10 protein-coding genes are annotated in these 17,854 nt (G+C 67.6%); 3 read left to right on the forward strand and 7 right to left on the reverse strand.

Annotation, left to right across the window (positions count from 1 at the left end):
• Positions 1-301 precede the first annotated feature (301 nt).
• Entirely contained in the window at positions 302-4,291 is a 3,990-nt protein-coding gene (locus ACZ5MC_RS18310) for a beta strand repeat-containing protein (protein ID WP_464516451.1), read from the forward strand.
• 417 nt (positions 4,292-4,708) lie between these two features.
• Here the strand turns inward: ACZ5MC_RS18310 and ACZ5MC_RS18315 are convergent, their stop codons facing one another.
• The 3 genes from ACZ5MC_RS18315 to secA all read right to left on the reverse strand — a co-directional run bounded on the left by ACZ5MC_RS18315 (position 4,709) and on the right by secA (position 9,089).
• Positions 4,709-5,347 (reverse strand): PilZ domain-containing protein, encoded by a 639-nt coding sequence (locus tag ACZ5MC_RS18315; protein ID WP_306601924.1) that lies wholly within the window; start codon positions 5,345-5,347, stop codon positions 4,709-4,711.
• Positions 5,348-5,536: 189 nt separating this feature from the next.
• Positions 5,537-6,388 (reverse strand): RNase adapter RapZ, encoded by an 852-nt coding sequence (rapZ, locus tag ACZ5MC_RS18320; protein WP_306601925.1) that lies wholly within the window; start codon positions 6,386-6,388, stop codon positions 5,537-5,539.
• A gap of 55 nt (positions 6,389-6,443) precedes the next feature.
• A complete protein-coding gene (gene secA, locus ACZ5MC_RS18325) occupies positions 6,444-9,089 on the reverse strand; it encodes a preprotein translocase subunit SecA (protein WP_306601926.1) in 2,646 nt (881 codons plus the stop codon).
• A 156-nt stretch (positions 9,090-9,245) separates the two neighbouring features.
• On the opposite strand from secA, the gene ndk reads away from it, so the two are divergent.
• A complete protein-coding gene (ndk, locus tag ACZ5MC_RS18330) occupies positions 9,246-9,665 on the forward strand; it encodes a nucleoside-diphosphate kinase (protein ID WP_306601927.1) in 420 nt (139 codons plus the stop codon).
• 182 nt (positions 9,666-9,847) lie between these two features.
• Entirely contained in the window at positions 9,848-11,590 is a 1,743-nt protein-coding gene (locus ACZ5MC_RS18335) for an asparagine synthetase B family protein (RefSeq protein ID WP_306601928.1), read from the forward strand.
• A gap of 36 nt (positions 11,591-11,626) precedes the next feature.
• Here the strand turns inward: ACZ5MC_RS18335 and ACZ5MC_RS18340 are convergent, their stop codons facing one another.
• The 4 genes from ACZ5MC_RS18340 to pgsA are packed head-to-tail and all read right to left on the reverse strand — an operon-like array spanning position 11,627 to position 17,752.
• A complete protein-coding gene (locus tag ACZ5MC_RS18340; RefSeq protein ID WP_306601929.1) occupies positions 11,627-12,238 on the reverse strand; it encodes a response regulator in 612 nt (203 codons plus the stop codon).
• A gap of 26 nt (positions 12,239-12,264) precedes the next feature.
• Positions 12,265-16,155, reverse strand: coding sequence for an ATP-binding protein (locus ACZ5MC_RS18345; RefSeq protein WP_306601930.1), 3,891 nt, complete (start codon positions 16,153-16,155; stop codon positions 12,265-12,267).
• Entirely contained in the window at positions 16,152-17,195 is a 1,044-nt protein-coding gene (locus ACZ5MC_RS18350; protein ID WP_306601932.1) for an AI-2E family transporter, read from the reverse strand. Before ACZ5MC_RS18350 ends, ACZ5MC_RS18345 begins: the two co-directional genes overlap by 4 nt.
• Positions 17,192-17,752 (reverse strand): CDP-diacylglycerol--glycerol-3-phosphate 3-phosphatidyltransferase, encoded by a 561-nt coding sequence (gene pgsA, locus ACZ5MC_RS18355; RefSeq protein ID WP_306601933.1) that lies wholly within the window; start codon positions 17,750-17,752, stop codon positions 17,192-17,194. Before pgsA ends, ACZ5MC_RS18350 begins: the two co-directional genes overlap by 4 nt.
• Between the last annotated feature and the right edge of the window lie 102 nt (positions 17,753-17,854).

Raw genomic sequence — 17,854 nt, forward strand, 5'->3', positions numbered from 1 at the left:
GGCTCCCGGGATCCTTGGCCCCTCCTGACCCGGCCTGGACGTTCCGGCCCCTCCAGGGGATTGAGGACAGGACTCTTGGGTTCGGAAACCACCCGACCCTCCGCTGAAGCCCATGCGCGCCCTCACCGGCAGATCTGCGGGAACCCCCAGGGAGACAGCGCTTTCAATTGGAAGGGCCCCGGGTTCAGGACCTGCCCGCCCCGGGACCATGGCTGCGGTTGAAAAAATGATCCGATTTTTCTTTCATCTAAAGGTATTCTCTCGATTGGACGATAGAGCGGACGTTAGGGCGGAGGAGCCCATGAACGGTATTGGCATTCAAATTCGTATCCTGGGAATCCTCGCCATTGGGGGGATCAGTTCGTACATCGCCTGCGGCGGGGCGGGGTCGCCCAACCCGGCCCTGTCGGTCACCCCCTCCAGCCTCACCCTGAACCTGGAATACCTGGACAGCAACGGCAATGACACCGTCGGGGTCTCCATCACGGCCCCGGGAACCGTCATCCCCAACCTGAATTGGAGCGTCGACAACATCCCGGGCGGCAACGAGGAGGTCGGCGTGCTCTCCGGCACGGGCGCTTCCGTCACCTACATCGCACCCACCCTGCCGGGCACCCACACCATTACCGCCACGAGCACGGCGGATGCCAAGACGACCGCCTCCGCCAACGTCCGGGTCTTCGCCCCGGCCATGAAGGTGGCCCTGAGTCCGCAAACGGCCACCCTCGCACCCGGCGCCACCGCAGCCCTCACCGCCGCGGTGACGGGAACCCGGCATACCTCCGTCAAGTGGCAGGTGGATGGGGTCCAGGGCGGGAACGCCACAACTGGAACCATCTCCGGTTCCGGGACCACGGTCACGTACTCGGCCCCCGCCTCTCCGGGCACCCACACCGTCTCGGCCATCAGTTCCGTCAATCCCTCGGTCAGCGATGATGCGGTCGTGACGGTCCAGGCCACCCCCGGCATCGTCGTGGGCCTGGTCCCGGCCTCGGCCAGCCTGGCCGTCTCCGACACCCTCACCCTCACCTCCACGGTGACCGGTTCCACCAATGCCGCCGTCACCTGGTCCGTGGACGGCACGGCGGGCGGCAGCGCCACCGCCGGGACCATCGCGGGCACCGGAAACACCGCGGTCTATACCGCCCCGGCCGCCGCGGGCATCCACACCATCACGGCCACCAGCGTCGCGGACCCCAAGAGTTCCGGGACCTCCGCGATCACGGTTCAGGCGCCCGTCTCCGTCTCCCTCACGCCCTCGTCCTCATCCGTCCCTGCCTCGGCCACCGCCTCCATCACCGCCACCGTTCTCAACGCGACGAACACGGCGGTGACGTGGTCCGTCGATGCCGTCGCGGGCGGAAACGCCACCGTGGGAACCCTCACGGGCACCGGCAACACCGTCACCTATACCGCCCCGGCGACCGCGGGATCCCACACGGTGATGGCCACGAGCGCGGCCGATCCCACCAAGAACGCCGCCACGGTGATCTCCGTGCAGGCCCCGGTGCAGGTGACCCTGAGCCCCTCCACCGCTAGCGTCAGCAGCGGGGCCACCGCCTCCATGACGGCCACCGTGACCGGATCCACCACTACCACCGTCACCTGGGCCGTTGATGGGATCGCCGGCGGCAACACGACCGTCGGAACGATTTCAGGCACCGGAAACACCGTCACCTACTCGGCTCCCACCGCCGCCGGAACCCACACCGTCACGGCCAAGAGCACGGTTGACCCCACCAAGGCGGCCACCTCCGTGGTGACCGTCAAGGCCGGAGTGGCCCTGACGTTGGCCCCCGGGGCCACCACCATGGCCACCTCCGCCACGCTCTCCTTCACCGCCACCGTGACCGGGACGACATCCACGGGTGTCACCTGGACGGTCGACTCGATCGCGGGCGGCAACGCCACGGTCGGAACCATCACCGGCACCGGGAACACCGTTACCTACACGGCTCCCGGCTCGGGGGGAACCCACACGGTCACCGCCACCAGCACGGCCGACACCACGCGGAGCGCCTCCACCCCAGTGACGGTCCAGTCCTCCGTCGTGGTCGCCTTGACCCCCGCCAGCGCCAGCGTCTCCAGCGGGGCCACGCAGCTCTTCACCTCAACGGTCACCGGAACCACCAACACCGGTGTCGTCTGGGCCGTGGACGGGATTTCGGGCGGCAACGCGACCGTGGGCACCGTTTCCGGAACGGGGGCCACCGCGACCTATACCGCTCCCGCCGCCGCCGGCACCCATACGCTCAAGGCCACCAGTTCGGCCGATCCGGCCAAGAGCTCCACCTCGTCCATCACGGTTCTCGGGCCGGTCACCGTGGTCGTGAACCCGACTTCCGCCACGGTGGCCACGGGCGCCACCGCCTCCATCACCGCCACGGCCACCGGTGGATCCACCCAGACCGTCACCTGGAAGGTGGATGGCGTTGCCGGAGGCAATTCGACGGTGGGGACCCTCACGGGGACCGGCGCCACCGTCACCTACACCGCCCCGGCCCTGGCGGGCTCCCATACCGTCACGGCGACCAGCGTCGCCAACACGGCCGTCAGCGCCTCCACCACCATCACCGTCCAGGCGCCCGTCATCACGGTCACCCTGAACCCGAGCGGATCCGCCACGATGAGCCCCTCCGGTTCCCAGTCCTTCACCGCCACGGTGGGCGGCACCACCAATTCCGGCGTCTCCTGGGACGTGGACGGGATCGCGGGCGGTTCCGCCGCCGTAGGGACCATCTCCGGCTCCGGAACGACCGTCTCCTACATCGCCCCGGCCACCACGGGCACCCACACCATAACGGCCACCAGCGCTGCGAACACCTCCGTATCGGCGAGCACGACGGTGACCGTACAGAGCTCCTCGGCGGTGACCGTCTCCCTGGCCAAGATCGGCACGTCCTATGTCAGGGCCTCGGGGGCGACCCTCTTCACGGCCACCGTCTCGGGCTCAAGCAACACCAGCGTGACCTGGACCGTGGACGGCGTCGCCAACGGCAGCGCCACGGCCGGCACCATCGCCACCCCGGTATGGAACTACAAGGCGATCTACAACGCGCCTTCCTCCACCGGCACCCATACGGTGAAGGCGACCAGCGTCGCCGACCCCACCAAGAGCGCCTCCATCACCCTTACGGTGGCCAGCACCGTCATCCAGCTCGGCAACATCGTCGAGGGCGCCAATGTCAAGAACGCCCCCTACAGCGCGAGAGGGGATGGGGCCACCGACGACACGGCCGCCATCATGGCCGCCGTCAATGCGGTCAAGGGCACCGGCAAATCCGTGGTCATCCCGGCCGGCACCTACATGATCAACCCCACCGCGAACAGCGGCGCCGGCATCCGGCTCGGCAGCAACATGTCGCTGATCCTGGAGTCTGGAGCGGTCCTCCAGGCCATGTCCACCTCCACGCTCAATTACCAGGTCGTGGCCGCCAGCGGCGTTCAGAACGTGAACATCTACGGCGGCACCATCCTGGGCAACAACGGCAACAACACCATCCCCACACCCACCACCGCCGAGAACGGCAACTGCATCCAGATCTCGGGCTCGCAGAATGTGGTCGTGGAGGCGGTCGCAACCTCGAAGTGCTTCTGCGACGGCATCTACATCGCGGCCCAGTCCGACAACATCTCGATCATCAACTGCAGCGGGACCGTCTGCCGGCGCAACGGGATGTCCATCGTCTATGCCACCAACATCCTGGTGTCCGGGGGCAATTACAGCAACAACACTGGTTCCGTCGAAGTGTCGGGCCAGCCGATTATCAACGGCAGCGGCATCGATGTGGAACCCAACGCCGGCGAATCCGTGGTCAACGCCCTGTTCTCCCGCCTCACCTTCGCCAACAACGCGACCTGCGGCTTCACGTGGGGAATCAGCCTCTCCAACGCCCCGTGCAAGGACATCTACATCGATGGCTGCACGGCTTCCGGCAATGACACGGGCCTGGTCGGGGAATTCACCGACGGCTCCGGGGTGACCAACAACATCATCACCAACAGCGGTTCCTACGGAATCTACATCCACGACAGCATCACGCACACGTTCGTCCTGAACAACACCGTGACGGGCACCGGCAGCGGCGGAGACCACGCGGGCATCGAGCTCTACAACGACACCGGCACCGTCTGCGACGGCAACACGTCCACCGGGAACTATTCGTTCGGGATCCTCTCCGCGACCAGCACCAACCCGACGATCACGAACAACATCCTCACCGGCAACGGCACCGTGGGCCTCCGGATCTCCGGGTCCACGGGCGTGACCTCCTCGGGCAACGTTCAGTAGGCTATGGGATTCGGCTCCTTTGACGGTGGCGCCCGCTTGGCGGCAGGTACGGGTCCCTTCACCTCGCCCCGTCCGGGGTCGCCGGCGAAGGGGGTGCCATCGCAAGGAGTCCGGCCACGGGTGTGGGGGCCATGGCGCCGCCCTGGGACTCCGGCGAAGGGGTGAGCCGGAGGTGGAGGCCTGGAGGGTGGCCAATGCCTCGGAGCACTCCTGGGAGCCCACCGGGCCCCAGGCCCGGATTGGGAGTCCCCACCAGGAAGTCGCCGGTCACCTTCCCCGGAGTCGGCGTGTGCCAACGTGGCCCACTCCGCCGGAACGCCTGCTCTCCGTTGGCGCCGGCCTGGCCGGCGACAACGAACGGAGCGAGGTGAAGGAACCGGCTTCCGCTGCGGCCACGGCAGCGGGAGAAACGGGAACTCAGGTCCTCGCGCTGCGGGAGCGCTGCTGGATGAGCTTGAAGATGCCCAGATCGATGAACGGCTGGAGCACCAGGAGCCAGATCGCGCCGTAGACGAATGCGGCGATGATCTTGGCCCAGTCGGGCACAGCGGGGATGAAGGCGCGCAGGGCCCAGACCGGCACGATGGCAGCGGGGATGCAGGCGATGAAGGAGGTCGTCGAGATCGTCCGGAAGGTCTTCGAGGTGACCCCGAACAGCCGCTCGCAATCGTAACCGATGCGGCTCTGGCTGACCTTGAAGTAGTTCACGTAGGCACGCACCAGGGAACCGCCCAGGGACTCGGTCGAAGGCGCCGTGATCACGCCGATGGTCTGGTCGCCCAGCATGCGCGCGAACTGGATGGCAATGATCTTCTCGCCGGCCCGCACGACACGGCCCTGGGTCACGAAGCTCTCCGCCCCGTCGCCCTCCGGAAGGGCGATGGCCACCTCGCACTGGCTGCCCACGGGCAGGGGTTCGGCTGCGGTCAGAAGGAGCCCGCCCATGCTGATGTTCACGGCAATCGCGGCAAGGATGGCCTTGCCCTTGACCATGACCGTCACGCGGTTCTCAACGGGGATCCGCTTGGCCGTCCTTGACTCGATGGTCCCGCTCATGGTTGACCTCCCCAGGAGGAAGAAATGCCTGCTTCGACGGCACCCGAATTGACTTCCAATCATTCTTGCAAAAACCCGGCACTTGGGAAGGTAAATTTCGCCCTCCTGATAGGAATATCGTCACAACACAAGGTATTCTTGAGAACCCTCACAGGGGTTCATGGCCCCGCCGGGGGCCCCGCCGATGCCCTATCCGTGTAACTCCCGATGAGTCAACACTAACTTTGGAATGTCCCTTCGCAACCGCTGGGCCAACATCTCCACCAGGGCGACGCTCCGGTGCTGGCCTCCGGTGCACCCGATGGAAATGGTGTGGTAGGCCCTGCCCTCCTGCTGGATGTAGGGCCAGGCCCAAAGGATCCAGTTCTCGGTCAGGGCCAGGAACGTGCCGAAGATGTCTGATTTGAGGAGGAAGTCCCGGACCGGGATATCCTTGCCGGTAAGTGGCTTGAGTTCCGCAACATAGTGCGGATTGGGCAGGAACCGGGCATCCAGGACCATATCGGATTCCGGCGGGACCCCATGCTTGAACCCGAAACTGATGAGCCGGAGGGTGGTGCCCTCCACCGGGAGGTCCGGCAGCAGCTCGGAGATGCGATGGCGCAGCTGGGAGAGCGTCAGGTTGGTGGTGTCGATGATGGCCGTGGCCATCTCCCGCACCGGCACCAGGCTCTCGCGCTCGCGCTTGATGGCCTCGCTGAGGCCGCCGTCCTTGGCCAGGAAGTGGGGCCTGCGGGATTCCGAGAACCGGCGCAGGAGGGTGTCGTCCTGGGCCTCCACGAAGACCACGTAGACGGGGATCGAACTGTCGAGGAGGCGGTCGACCAGGGCCGGAAGTTCCTCGGCGAACTCGGGATGGCGGTTGTCCATGCCCACCGCCAGCCGGGGCCGGCTGGGGTTGAGCTTGGCCTCCAGTTCCAGGAGCGGCTCCAGGAGCCGCGCCGGCACGTTGTCCAGCGCCGTGCAGCCGGCGTCCTCCAGGGCGCTCAGCACTGAACGCCTTCCAGCTCCCGACATGCCCGTCACGATCACCAGTTCCATGGAACTAGCGAAACATAAAGCGGGCCGGATGTCAGCCGGAATTTTCCTGTTGTCCCTACTCTTCCTCGAGTCCGCCGGCCGAGAAGCGCATCACCCGCTTGACCACGTCGCCAGGAAGGCCCATCTCCACGAGGGAACCCCGCTCGTCCGGACCCAGCTCGTGCATCTCGGAGGGTTCGCGGAAGAAGGACTCGTCGTCGGGGATATAGGCGGGCTGGGGTTCGACCCGGTAGAGGTAGCTGATGATCTCGTCCTCGTACCCGAACCGCATCTGCTCGAAGTATTCGTAGCTTTCCCGTTTGTACTCGACCAGGGGGTCCTTCTGGCCGTAGCCGCGGAACCCGATGGCCTCCTTGAGGTGGTCCATGACCAGGAGGTGGCGCTTCCAGGCGGAGTCGATGATCTGGAGGATGGCGACCCGCTCGTGCCAGCGCAGGACATCCTCGCTGCCCAGGCGGCGCTCCTTCTCCTCGTAGGCCTCGGCGACCAGGGCGGCCAGCTTCTCGATGGCCTGGGCGCTGCCCATGAGGGCGATCTCGTCCAGGTCCACGCCGTCGAGGGCGTAGAGCTGCTCGAAGCGTTCCTTGAAGCCGGCGACGTCCCGCTCGCCCTTCTCGGGGAGGTAGTCGTGGACCAGGCCTTCCACGATCTCGGCGGCCACGCGCAGCACGTACTCCTTCGTGTTGCCCCGCAGGATCTCGCAGCGCAGGCCGTAGAAGAAGATGCGCTGCTTGTTCATCACGTCGTCGTATTCGAGGAGGTGCTTGCGGATCTCGAAGTGGTGGGCTTCCACGCGCTTCTGGGAGCGCTCGATGGCGCGGGTGACCATGCCCGCCTCGATGGGCTCATCATCGTTCATGCCCAGGGTGCTCATCATGCTCTTGATGCGGTCCCCGCCGAAGATGCGCATGAGGTCGTCTTCGAGGCTCAGGTAGAAGCGGGAGGAGCCGGGGTCGCCCTGGCGCCCGGCGCGGCCGCGGAGCTGGTTGTCGATGCGCCGGCTCTCGTGGCGCTCGGTGCCCAGGATGTGGAGCCCGCCGGCCTCGATGACCTCGGCCTTCTCGGCCTCGGTCTGCCTGGCCATCTCGTCCACCAGGGCGAGGAACTCGGCCGTCTCGCGGCCGTCCTCGTGGTAGATCTCGACGCCGCGCTTGCCGGCCTCCATCTTGGCCATGCCCTCGGGATTGCCGCCCAGGACGATGTCGGTGCCGCGGCCGGCCATGTTGGTGGCGATGGTCACGGAGCCCTTGCGCCCGGCCTGCGCGATGATCTCGGCCTCCTTGGCGTGATGCTTGGCGTTCAGCACGACGTGGCGGATCTTCGCGGCCTTGAGGGCCTCGGACAGGTCCTCGCTGCTCTCGATGCTGGCCGTGCCCACCAGGATGGGCTGGCCCTTGCCGTGCAGTTCCTTGATCTCGGCGACGATGGCGGCCTTCTTGCCGGTCTTGGACGCGTAGACCGTGTCGGCGAAGTCCGAGCGGATCATGGGCATGTTGGTGGGGATGACGATCACTTCGAGCTTGTAGATCTGAAGCAGCTCGCGCGCCTCGGTCTCGGCGGTGCCGGTCATGCCCGCCAGCTTTTCATACATGCGGAAGAAATTCTGGAAGGTCACCGTGGCCAGCGTCTGGTTCTCGGCGTTGACCTCCACGCCCTCCTTGGCCTCGATGGCCTGATGGAGGCCGTTGGACCAGCGGCGGCCCGGCATCATGCGGCCGGTGAACTCGTCCACGATGACCACCTCGAGGCCCTTGCCGTCCTCCTTGTCCCGGACCATGTACTCCACATCCCGCTTGTAGAGGTTGTGGGCCAGCAGGGCCTGGTTGAGGCCGTGGAGCGTCTCGATGGCGGAGGGATCGTAGAGGTTGGCCACGCCCAGGATCTGTTCGGCGTGCCGGATGCCCTCATCCGTCAGGGTGACCTGGCGGTCCTTCTCGTCCACCTTGAAATCCACCTCGGGCTTGAGCTTGGGCACCACGGCGTCGATGCGGAAGTACTTCGACGTGTCCTCCTCGCTGCTGCCGGCGATGATCAGCGGGGTGCGGGCCTCGTCGATGAGGATGGAGTCGACCTCGTCGACGATGGCGAACGTGAAGCCGCGCTGGGTGAAGTCCTCCAGCGACCACTTCATGTTGTCGCGCAGGTAGTCGAAGCCGATCTCGTTGTTGGTGGCGTAGGTGATGTCGCAGCCGTAGGCGGCGCGGCGCTCGTCGTCGGTGAGGCCGTGCTGCACGACGCCCACGGAGAGGCCCAGCCAGCCGTAGAGGCGCCCCATCCACTCGGCGTCGCGCCGGGCGAGGTAGTCGTTCACGGTCACCAGATGGGATCCCTTCCCCGCCAGTCCGTTCAGGTACAGGGGCAGGGTCGCGGTGAGGGTCTTGCCCTCGCCCGTGCGCATCTCGGCGACCTTCCCGTAATGGAGGACCATGCCTCCAATGAGCTGCACATCGAAATGACGCATGCGCAGCACCCGCCTGGACGCTTCGCGAACCACCGCGAAGGCCTCGGGCAGGATGTCGTCGAGAGTCGCCCCTCCTGCAAGCAACTCCTTGAAATAGGGAGTCTTTGCCTTCAGGTCGTCGTCGGAAAGCTCCCGGATCCCCGCCTCGAGGGCGTTGATCTCCTGGACCTTGGCCCAGAGGCGCTTCAGCTCGCGATCGTTTTTCGAGCCGATGAATTTCTTAAGGAGGTTGTCAAGCATGCTGGGTTCCAGTTCCGTCAAGCTCTCCATTTTACATGCGGCGCCACGAATTGCCCACCTTGCGTCGTGAAATCACCGGAGGGTTGCATTCTTGACCATTGCGCTTGAGTGTTCCCGGACCCTCGGGCAAACTGTTGGATTGTTTATGGAGCATCAATGAGCATCGAGCAGACGTTTGGGATCATCAAGGCCAACGCCGTCCAGGACGGCAACATCGGCAGGATCCTGTCCGCCATCGAAAAGGCCGGCTTCACGCTGCGCGGCATGCGCCTCGCCCGCCTCACCCCCTCCATCTGCAAGGGATTCTACGCCGAGCACGTCAACAAGGGGTTCTATCCCGAGCTCGAGGCCTTCATGACCGAAGGTCCCGTGGTCCTCCTCTGCCTGGAGGGCGAGAATGCCATTCTCCGCTGGCGCGAGCTCATGGGCGCCACCGATCCCGCCAAGGCCGCCGAGGGCACCCTCCGCAAGCTCTTCGGTGAGAACATGGGGCGCAACGCCACCCACGGCTCGGACTCCCCCGCCTCGGCCGCGCGGGAGGTAAGCTATTTCTTCAGCGTCTTCGATCGGGTTTAAACATATCAACAATAATAAAAAGGGGCCTTTTTAGGCCCCTTTGTTGTTCCGGGTGGCGAACCGCGGAAGCTGTTGACGTCCTCCCGGACGCCCAGTACTGTGATGTCGAATAGTAAATTAACAACATAAGTCCAGGGTGCCCGAATCCGGCATGTCCCGCCGAAAAATGGAAATAATCCTGTATGTCTAATCTGATCTATGTCTGCAGACGGGAGTCCAGCGACCTCGCCGGTGGGGCCCTCCTGGAGCGCGTCGCGGACTGGATCACCCCGCCGCCCATCAAAGGATTCGCCCATCGGATCCGGCAGGCCCCCGGCGAGGCCGTGTGCCTCACGGGACCGGGGGGCGCCGGAGGCCTCGAGGGGACCTCCGGCCGGGTCGGAGCCTTCGTGGGGGACTGGCCGGAGTGGCACCGCCCCGGCTCGGCGATCCCGGACGGGTCCTTCGCCCTGGTGCGCTCCGACGGGGGTCTCACCGAACTCTGCTCCGACTACGGCGGCACCCGCACCCTCTGGTATGCCATCACCGACACCGATTTCTTCGTCTCCACCTCCCAGCGGGCCATCATCTGCCTGCTCCAGGGCCTGAGCCTGAGCCGGCCAGGGTTCGCCTGGTTCCTGTCCTCGGGGTCCCTCGGCCCTTCGGGAGCCTGGGACACGCGGATACGCCGCCTGCCCCGGGGGGCCCGCCTGACCCTCGACCGGGCCCGCTGGACCCTGTCCCTGGTCACGACCTCCATCGTCTTCCGCAACCTGCCCATGCGGCGGGAGGAGGCGCTGGAGGGCCTCCGCCACGTCCTGGCCAAGGCCATCGGGTCCTGCCAGGGGCTTTCGCCCCAGTGGATCCTCCCCCTGTCGGGAGGCTACGACAGCCGGATGCTGCTCGCCACCCTGTACGGCACGGGTTTGCGCCCCCGCACCGTGACCTGGGGCCTGGCCGCATCGCGCACCCAGCGGGGGAACGACGCTTTCATTGCCGAGAAGCTCGCCAGGCACTATGGGCTCCGCAACGACTACCTCCTCACCGAGCACTCCGTCGCCCCCCCCCCTGTCGTGGTGGACGCCTTCATCGAAGCCCACGGCGGAACCACGGATGCCCTGTTCCCCTACCTCGACGGGCTCAGCCTCTGGGCCCGCTTCGCCCTGGAGGGGGTGGACGGGATCATCCGGGGCGACGAAGGGTTCGGAACCATCTCCAGACCAGAACGCCACCACAGGTACGCCCAGGACATGATCCTCCTGAGCGAGCTCATCGGGGACGAGGCCGCCGAGGCCGTGGCCGACGGCCGGCAGACGCTTCCCCGGGAGCTGCGGCGCGAACCCGAGGAAACCGTGCAGACGTACGGCGACCGTCTCATCCACGCCTGTTTCATTCCGATTCACCTTGCCGGCCTTACGGACGTCAAGACCCCGTTCGTGGATGTCCTCAACCCCATGCTCGCGGGGTCCGTCCTTGAATTCGTCCGGATGATGCCCGACCACCTGAGGGAGGGCCGCAACGTCTACGGGCAGCTCACCCGGTCCATCGGCCCGCCCATCCCCTTCGCGGTCCTGGCGGCCGACGACAGCCGCAACGGCTTCCTGCAAAGCGACCCCTACAACCTCTGGATGGCCGAGGAACTGGCGAGCGAGACCATGGCGCGCCTGCTGCCCCCTCCGTTCAGGGCCGCCATCGCCCAGTCGCTGGTTTCGGAGTCCAGGTCCAAGCCGACCCTCAGCCTCGGCCGCGTCCTGCTCAAGCACCTCATCCCGTCCTCCCTGGTCGCGGCCGTCAGGGCCGTGGGACCTCCCCACGTGCCGACCAACCGGGTCATCGCCTTCCGGATCGCGCTTGCTAGCCGGATCATCCGCCTCCTGGAACGGGATTCGGAACACCTGGCCCGGTTCACCCCCTCGGGGGGCATGCCGGAACGGGCGGGGACCTGACCTGATCCTCCGGCGCCCCGGCGGGCCGGACCGGCGTCAGGGCTCGTCCATCTCCGGATAGAGCGCGCGGGAGCAGTCCGGGCAGATGCCGTGGGTGAAGTCGGCGTCGCTGTGGGCCGAGATGAAGGCCTCGATCTGGTTCCAGTATCCGTTGTCGTCCCGGATCTTCTTGCACCTGGCGCAGATGGGCAGCAGCCCGGAGAGCGTCTTCACCTGGGCCAGGGTCTCCTCCAGGCTCCGCCTCAGCCCGCGCTCGCGCTCCAGGGCCTGCCGCAGCTTGACGTGGATGGCGACCCGGGCCAGGAGCTCGGCGCCGCGGAAGGGCTTGGTGACGTAGTCCACGGCCCCCAGGCGGAACCCCTCCTGCAGGTCCTCCAGTTCGGCCTTGGCGGTGAGGAAGATCACGGGAATCTCCCGTACGGCGGCGTCGGCCTTGAGGCGGCGGCAGACCTCCAGGCCGTCCACGTCGGGCATCATCACGTCCAGCAGGATGAGGTCGGGCGGCTCCACCTTGACCATCTCCAGGGCCTTGGCGCCGTCCATGGCCATGGAGACCCGGTAGCCGGCCTTGTCGAGAAGGAGGGCCAGCACCTGGAGGTTACGGGGGATATCGTCCACGATGAGGATGTGGGGAAGGGCTTCGGGCACGTTCATGTTCCTGGGATGGGTCCAGTCTACCTGCACTGGGCGCGGATGGCCTCCACCACTTCGGGGAAGCGCCGGAAGGTCGCCGGGAGGTTCTCCATGTCGAACGCGCCGGCCTGGTCCAGGACCTGGCCGGACCAGGACTTCAGGCCCGGCTCCCGGAAGGTGTCCGCGAGCGCCGACATGCGCGCGGAAAAACCCGTCATGCGGTCGATGAAGAAGGAGTCCTTGAGCTGGCCCCACTCCACCAGCGCCTCGCCCTCCAGTTCCGCCAGGAGCCGCGGCAGGGCGGCGCGCACCTCGGGGGCCAGCTCCGCGGGGGCGCCCGGCCCGGCCTCCGGCCGGCAGGGAAGGTACTTCGCGATCTCCTCGGCGAGCCTGGACCGGGATATGGGCTTGCGCAGGAAGCTGTTGGCCCCGCTTTCCCACACCGGCGTCTCGTCGGCCTGGGTCGTGGAGGCGGTGAGGATGATGACGGGGATGGCCCTCAGGCGGTCGTCGGCCTTGAGGATCCGCGTGGCCTGGACGCCGTCCATGACGGGCATCCGCAGGTCCATGATGATGAGATCGGGGAGGATCCTCCGGGCCACCTCGACGCCCTGGGCGCCGTCGGCGGCCTCCTCGAAGCGGAAGGGGAAGCTCTCGAAGAAGTGCTTGAGCAGTTCGCGGTTGGGCCTCACGTCGTCCACCAGGAGCACCGTGGCCGGCAGGAACTCGCCCCGGAAGGGCGCCTCCAGGTCCTCGTGCACGGCGTCCTCGCTGGAGACGGCCACGCCGTGGAGGAGGAGGGTGAAGGTGCTGCCCAGGCCTTCGGTGCTGGCCACCCGCAGCTCCCCGCCCATCATGCCGGCCAGGCGCCGGCAGATGGCCAGGCCCAGGCCCGTGCCTCCGTACCGGGACGCGTCCTGGCCCGAAACCTGGTGGAACGCGTCGAAGATCGTCTCCAGCTGCCCGGGGGGGATCCCGATGCCCGTGTCCCGCACCTCGATGGCCAGGTCCACGGTGTCCGGGCCCCGTCCCCACGCCCGCAGGGTCACGCAGACCGAGCCCTTCTCCGTGAACTTCACCGCGTTGCCCACCACGTTGAAGAGGACCTGCCGGAGGTGCACCGGGGAGACGACGAGGATCCTGGGCAGCGCGGGATCCTCCTCCACCCGGAGGTCCAGCCCCTTTTCCCGGCAGCGCAGCGAGAAGGTGTGCACCACGTCCCGCACGAGTCCGGCCGCATGGGTCGGGGCGTATTCCAGCTCCATGCGGCCCGCCTCGATCTTCGAGAGGTCCAGGATGTCGCCGATGATGCCCAGGAGGGCCTTGCCGCCGCTGGAGATCGCCGCGAGGTGTTCCCGCAGCCGGGGCTCGGCGACCTCGTCCCTCAGGATCTCCGAGTAGCCCAGGATGGCGTTCAGGGGGGTGCGGATCTCGTGGCTCATGTTGGCCAGGAATTCGCTCTTGGACCGGGTGGCGGCCTCGGCCTCCGACTTGGCCAACTCCAGCTGGGCGGTCTTGCGCCGCAGCTGCTCCGTGCGTTCCACCACCTTGCGCACCAGGACCCGCCGCGCCAGGCGGCTGCGCCAGAGGCGCCACTGGATCACCAGGTTGAGCGAGAGGGCCCCCAGCGCGACGTAGCCCATGTAGGCCCACCAGGTGCGGTAGAAGGGCGGGAGGAGGCGGAAGGAGACGGCGCTGGCCGGGGCCACCTGGCCGTCCCCGTTGCGGGCGGCGACCAGGAAACGGTAGGAGCCTTCGGGGAGGTTGGTGTAGTCCCGGAAGGTCTCCGAGGTCCAGGGCGACCAGGCCCGGTCGTAGCCCTCCAGGCGCACGCGGTACTGGGTGGCGGATTCCGGGGATCCGCCGGGGGCCGCGAACTCGAACCGCAGCGTGTTGGAGGCGAAGGGCAGCCGGTCCGATCCGTTCCAGGCCCCCTCCCCGCCGAAGAAGGTCTGCCGCCCGGGACCGGTGACCCGGCGCACCAGCGGCCCCGTGTTCCAGGGCAGGCGGAACTCCTGGCCGGGATCGTACCGCACGAGGCCTTCGGGCCCGCCCATCCAGACCGCGCCGTCCTCCTCGGGCAGGATGGCGTACACGGTGGCGTCCCCCAGGCGCCTCGAGGGCCCCTTCTCGAACCGGAACGGGAGGCCGGGGGCCGCCGCGGCGTAGCCGGTGTCCCGCTCCTGGGTCCCCTCGTCATGCGCGTGCATCCAGATCCTGCCGCCGGGGCCTTCGACGACCCCGTCGGGATAGCGCGGCCCCTGGGGGAACAGCGTGGCGAACCGCGGATCGGGCTGGAAGCGCCGGGTGACCTCGTTGAACCGGTAGAACCCGGCGTGGGTGGTGAAGACCAGCCCCGTGGAGAGCTCCTTGACGAAGTCGTGGGCCAGGCTGGGCAGGCCCTGGGCGAGGCCGAAGGCCTCGACGCCCAGGGTCCCCCCGGGCCCGGGGGTCACGCGCCTCACCCCCGAGGACTGGGTGCCCACCCACAGGGCCCCGTCGTCGGCCTCCGCGAGCGTGCGCGCCTCGACCTTGAGGTCCGGGATCCGCCCCTCGTCCTTCCAGCGGGCGCCGTTCCAGCGCAGCAGGGCGACGCCCCCCGCGAGTCCGAGGAAGTACCGGGAGGCGTCCCGGCGCGAGGGCACGAGGCAGAAGGCGTCCCGCTCGCCGGCGGTGGAGAAGGCCAGGACAGCCCTGTCCCCCCGCGCCTCGAAGAGCCCGGCGTTGCTGCATGCGAAGAGCCGGCCCTTGACGGGACGGAAGCCCCACACCTGGCCGCGGATCCCGTCCACGCGCCGGAAGCGCCACAGGGGGCCTCCGGCGGGGATGGCGGCGGGGCCGGTCGCGGAGTTGGGCCGGTCGCGCCCCAGGACGAACAGGCCCTTGCTGGTGCCGGCGTACAGAAGCCCCGCGTGGCGGGTCAGGGCGTTGACGGTGCCCTCCAGGCCCGAGTCCTCGCCGAAGGTCGTGAAGGGTGACGGCCATTCCACTCTCGCGAGGCCCCGGTTCAGGCCGAGCCAGAGCCGCGAGCTCCGGTCCACGAAGACCCGGTTCACGAACTCCTCCTGCAGCCCCCCCTGCCGGTCCAGGCGCATCAGGAGCCGCCCCTGCCGGTCGAAGATCCACGCGCCTCCGCGGATGCCCGCCACCGCCAGGTTCCCGTCCCGCAGGATCGCCCCGTGGCTGATGGTGATCCGGGCCAGGTCGGCGTCGGCGTCGGTGGGGAACGGGAGGATGTCCCAGCCGTCGTAGAGGAACAGCCCCTGGTGGCTCGTGCCCAGGAGGATCGACTGTCCCGCGCCCCAGGGGAGCATGAAGTTCACCAGCTCCTTGGTGAACTTCCCCGCGCCGGCAAGCGGCTTGAACCGGCCCTTTTCCAGGACCACCGGCCCGATCCCGCGCTCGTAGAGGTGGATGCGCCCGCGGATCTTCCACGCCAGCGTGAACGAGGTGTCGGCCTTGAGGGTCTTCACGGTCTTCCCGTCGTACAGGAACAGGTACTCGCGGGTCTGGAAGTAGACGCCCTCCGGCGTGGGCAGCACGTTCCACACGTCGGAGAAGGACCGCGCCGAGGGCTCCACCAGGTCCTCCAGCGGCACGTACCGCAGCAGCCCGTTGGCGTCCGGGGCCAGGTAGCCGAACTCGTTCTTGGCGCCCACGAAGATGCGCCCGGTGGCGTCCATGCCCAGGGACCTCGCGGCGGTGCGGTTCCGGGTGGGGATCATCCGCCAGGTGTTGCCGTCGAACTCCAGGACGCCCGCCGTATTTCCCACGAACATGACGCCCCGGGCGTCCTCCACGAAGTCCCAGTTCTGGGGCGGGCCCGCGTACTCCCGGGGCCGGAAATTGGTGATGAAGGGAAGCCCCAGCTCCCCCGGCGGCCCCGCCCACAGCGCCGCCGCCAGGGCCAGGACGGCCAGCACGGGCCTCACGGCTCCTCGCCCACGAACCAGGGGTGGGCCTTGTAGTGCTCGAGGGCGATCCGCGTGGCGACCTTGAGGACGATCATCATGGGCACGGCGAAAATGAGGCCCACCACCCCGAAGGCGTAGCCGAAGGAGAGGATGGCCAGGAGTACCTCGAGCGGGTGGAGCCCGCTGGCGCGCCCCACCCACACGGGGGTGAAGTAGAGGGTCTCGGCCTTCTGCACCGCGGTGAACACCAGCGCCACCACCAGGAGCCCGCCGCCCGAGGTCCCGTTCACCGCCGCGAACAGCAGCGCCGGGGGCAGCGCGGTGATGTAGGGCGAATAGGGCACCACGTTGGAGAACCCCGCCACGAGCCCCAGGAGCCAGGCGTTGGGCACCCCCAGGAGCTGGAAGGCGAGGCCCTGGAGGAGGGACATGACCAGGGACACCGCCAATTGCCCGCGGATGTAGCCGCCCAGGCGCCCGTTGATCTCGCCCGCGATGCCCTTGGCCCGCTCCAGGTGGCGGCTGGGGACCAGGTCGTCCAGCTCCTGGAGGAGCTTGTGGCCCTCCACCAGCAGGTAATAGAGGATGAGGGGCACCAGGATCAGGGTGATGAGGGACAGGAGCCAGCCCAGGAGACCCGCGCCGGCCAGGCCCACCTCCTTCACGAGGGCCATGGGGTCCAGCCCCTCCAGTCCCTGCTTGATCTTGACCTGGACCACGGGGTGGGCCTGAAGCCAGGGGAGGTAGCGGCCTTCCAGGCGTTCCTTGAGGCCGGGCAGGGAGGCCACCAGGCGCTCCCCCTGGTCCCAAAGCAGGGGAACCAGGGCCCAGGCCAACAGCGCCGCCAGGGCCACCGCCCCCAGGATGACGAGGATCGACGCCCATTCCCGTCCCAGCCTCCGGGCGAACCGGGCCACCACGGGTTCCAGGACGTAGGCCAGGACCAGGGCCAGGAAGAAGGGCGCCAGGGCGCTGCGCAGGAACCACAGCGCCGCCAGGGCCGCCCCGGCCAGGGCCAGGAATCCGAAGGGGATCCGGACCTTCGCCGGCCCGCTCACGAGGGCTCCGTCACGTGGGTGGCCCGGAAGAAGTAGTGGACGCCCGAGGCGACGACCATGGCTGCGATGAGGTAGAAGATCCAGGGTACCAGGTACTTGTACCAGTCCCGGGGTCCCAGGTGGTTGAACAGCAGCGCCAGGGAGATGGCCACCAGCTCCACGAAGGTCGTGGCCTTGCCCAGCCAGGAGGGCGCGAACTTGCTGGGGTCGAGCCGTTCGTAGGCGACCAGGGCCACCAGGGAGATGAGCACGTCCCGGGAGATGGCGAGGATGGCGACCCAGGCGGGCACGCGGACGGTGTAGACCTCCCGGGGAAAGGCCAGGAGCACGAAGGCGGTCGTCATGAGGAGCTTGTCCGCGGCCGGGTCCAGGATGGCGCCCAGGGTGGATTTCTGGTTGAAGCGCCGGGCGAACCACCCGTCCAGGAGATCCGTGAGACCCGCGCAGGCGAACAGGACGCAGGCCTCAGTCGTCCGCCCGTACCACACGGCGATCGCGAAGAACGGTACCGCGCAGATGCGCAGAAACGTCAGGATGTTTGGAAATGTGATGACCATGGGAGCCGTTTATACAAGCATTGTAGCAATGGAACCTGGCGGTCTTGTGATTAGTGTCGCAGCATTCCCGCTTGTTTCAGGGACCTGTTGTTCTAGACTGGA

Source organism: Mesoterricola sp. JemC181, assembly GCF_055384585.1.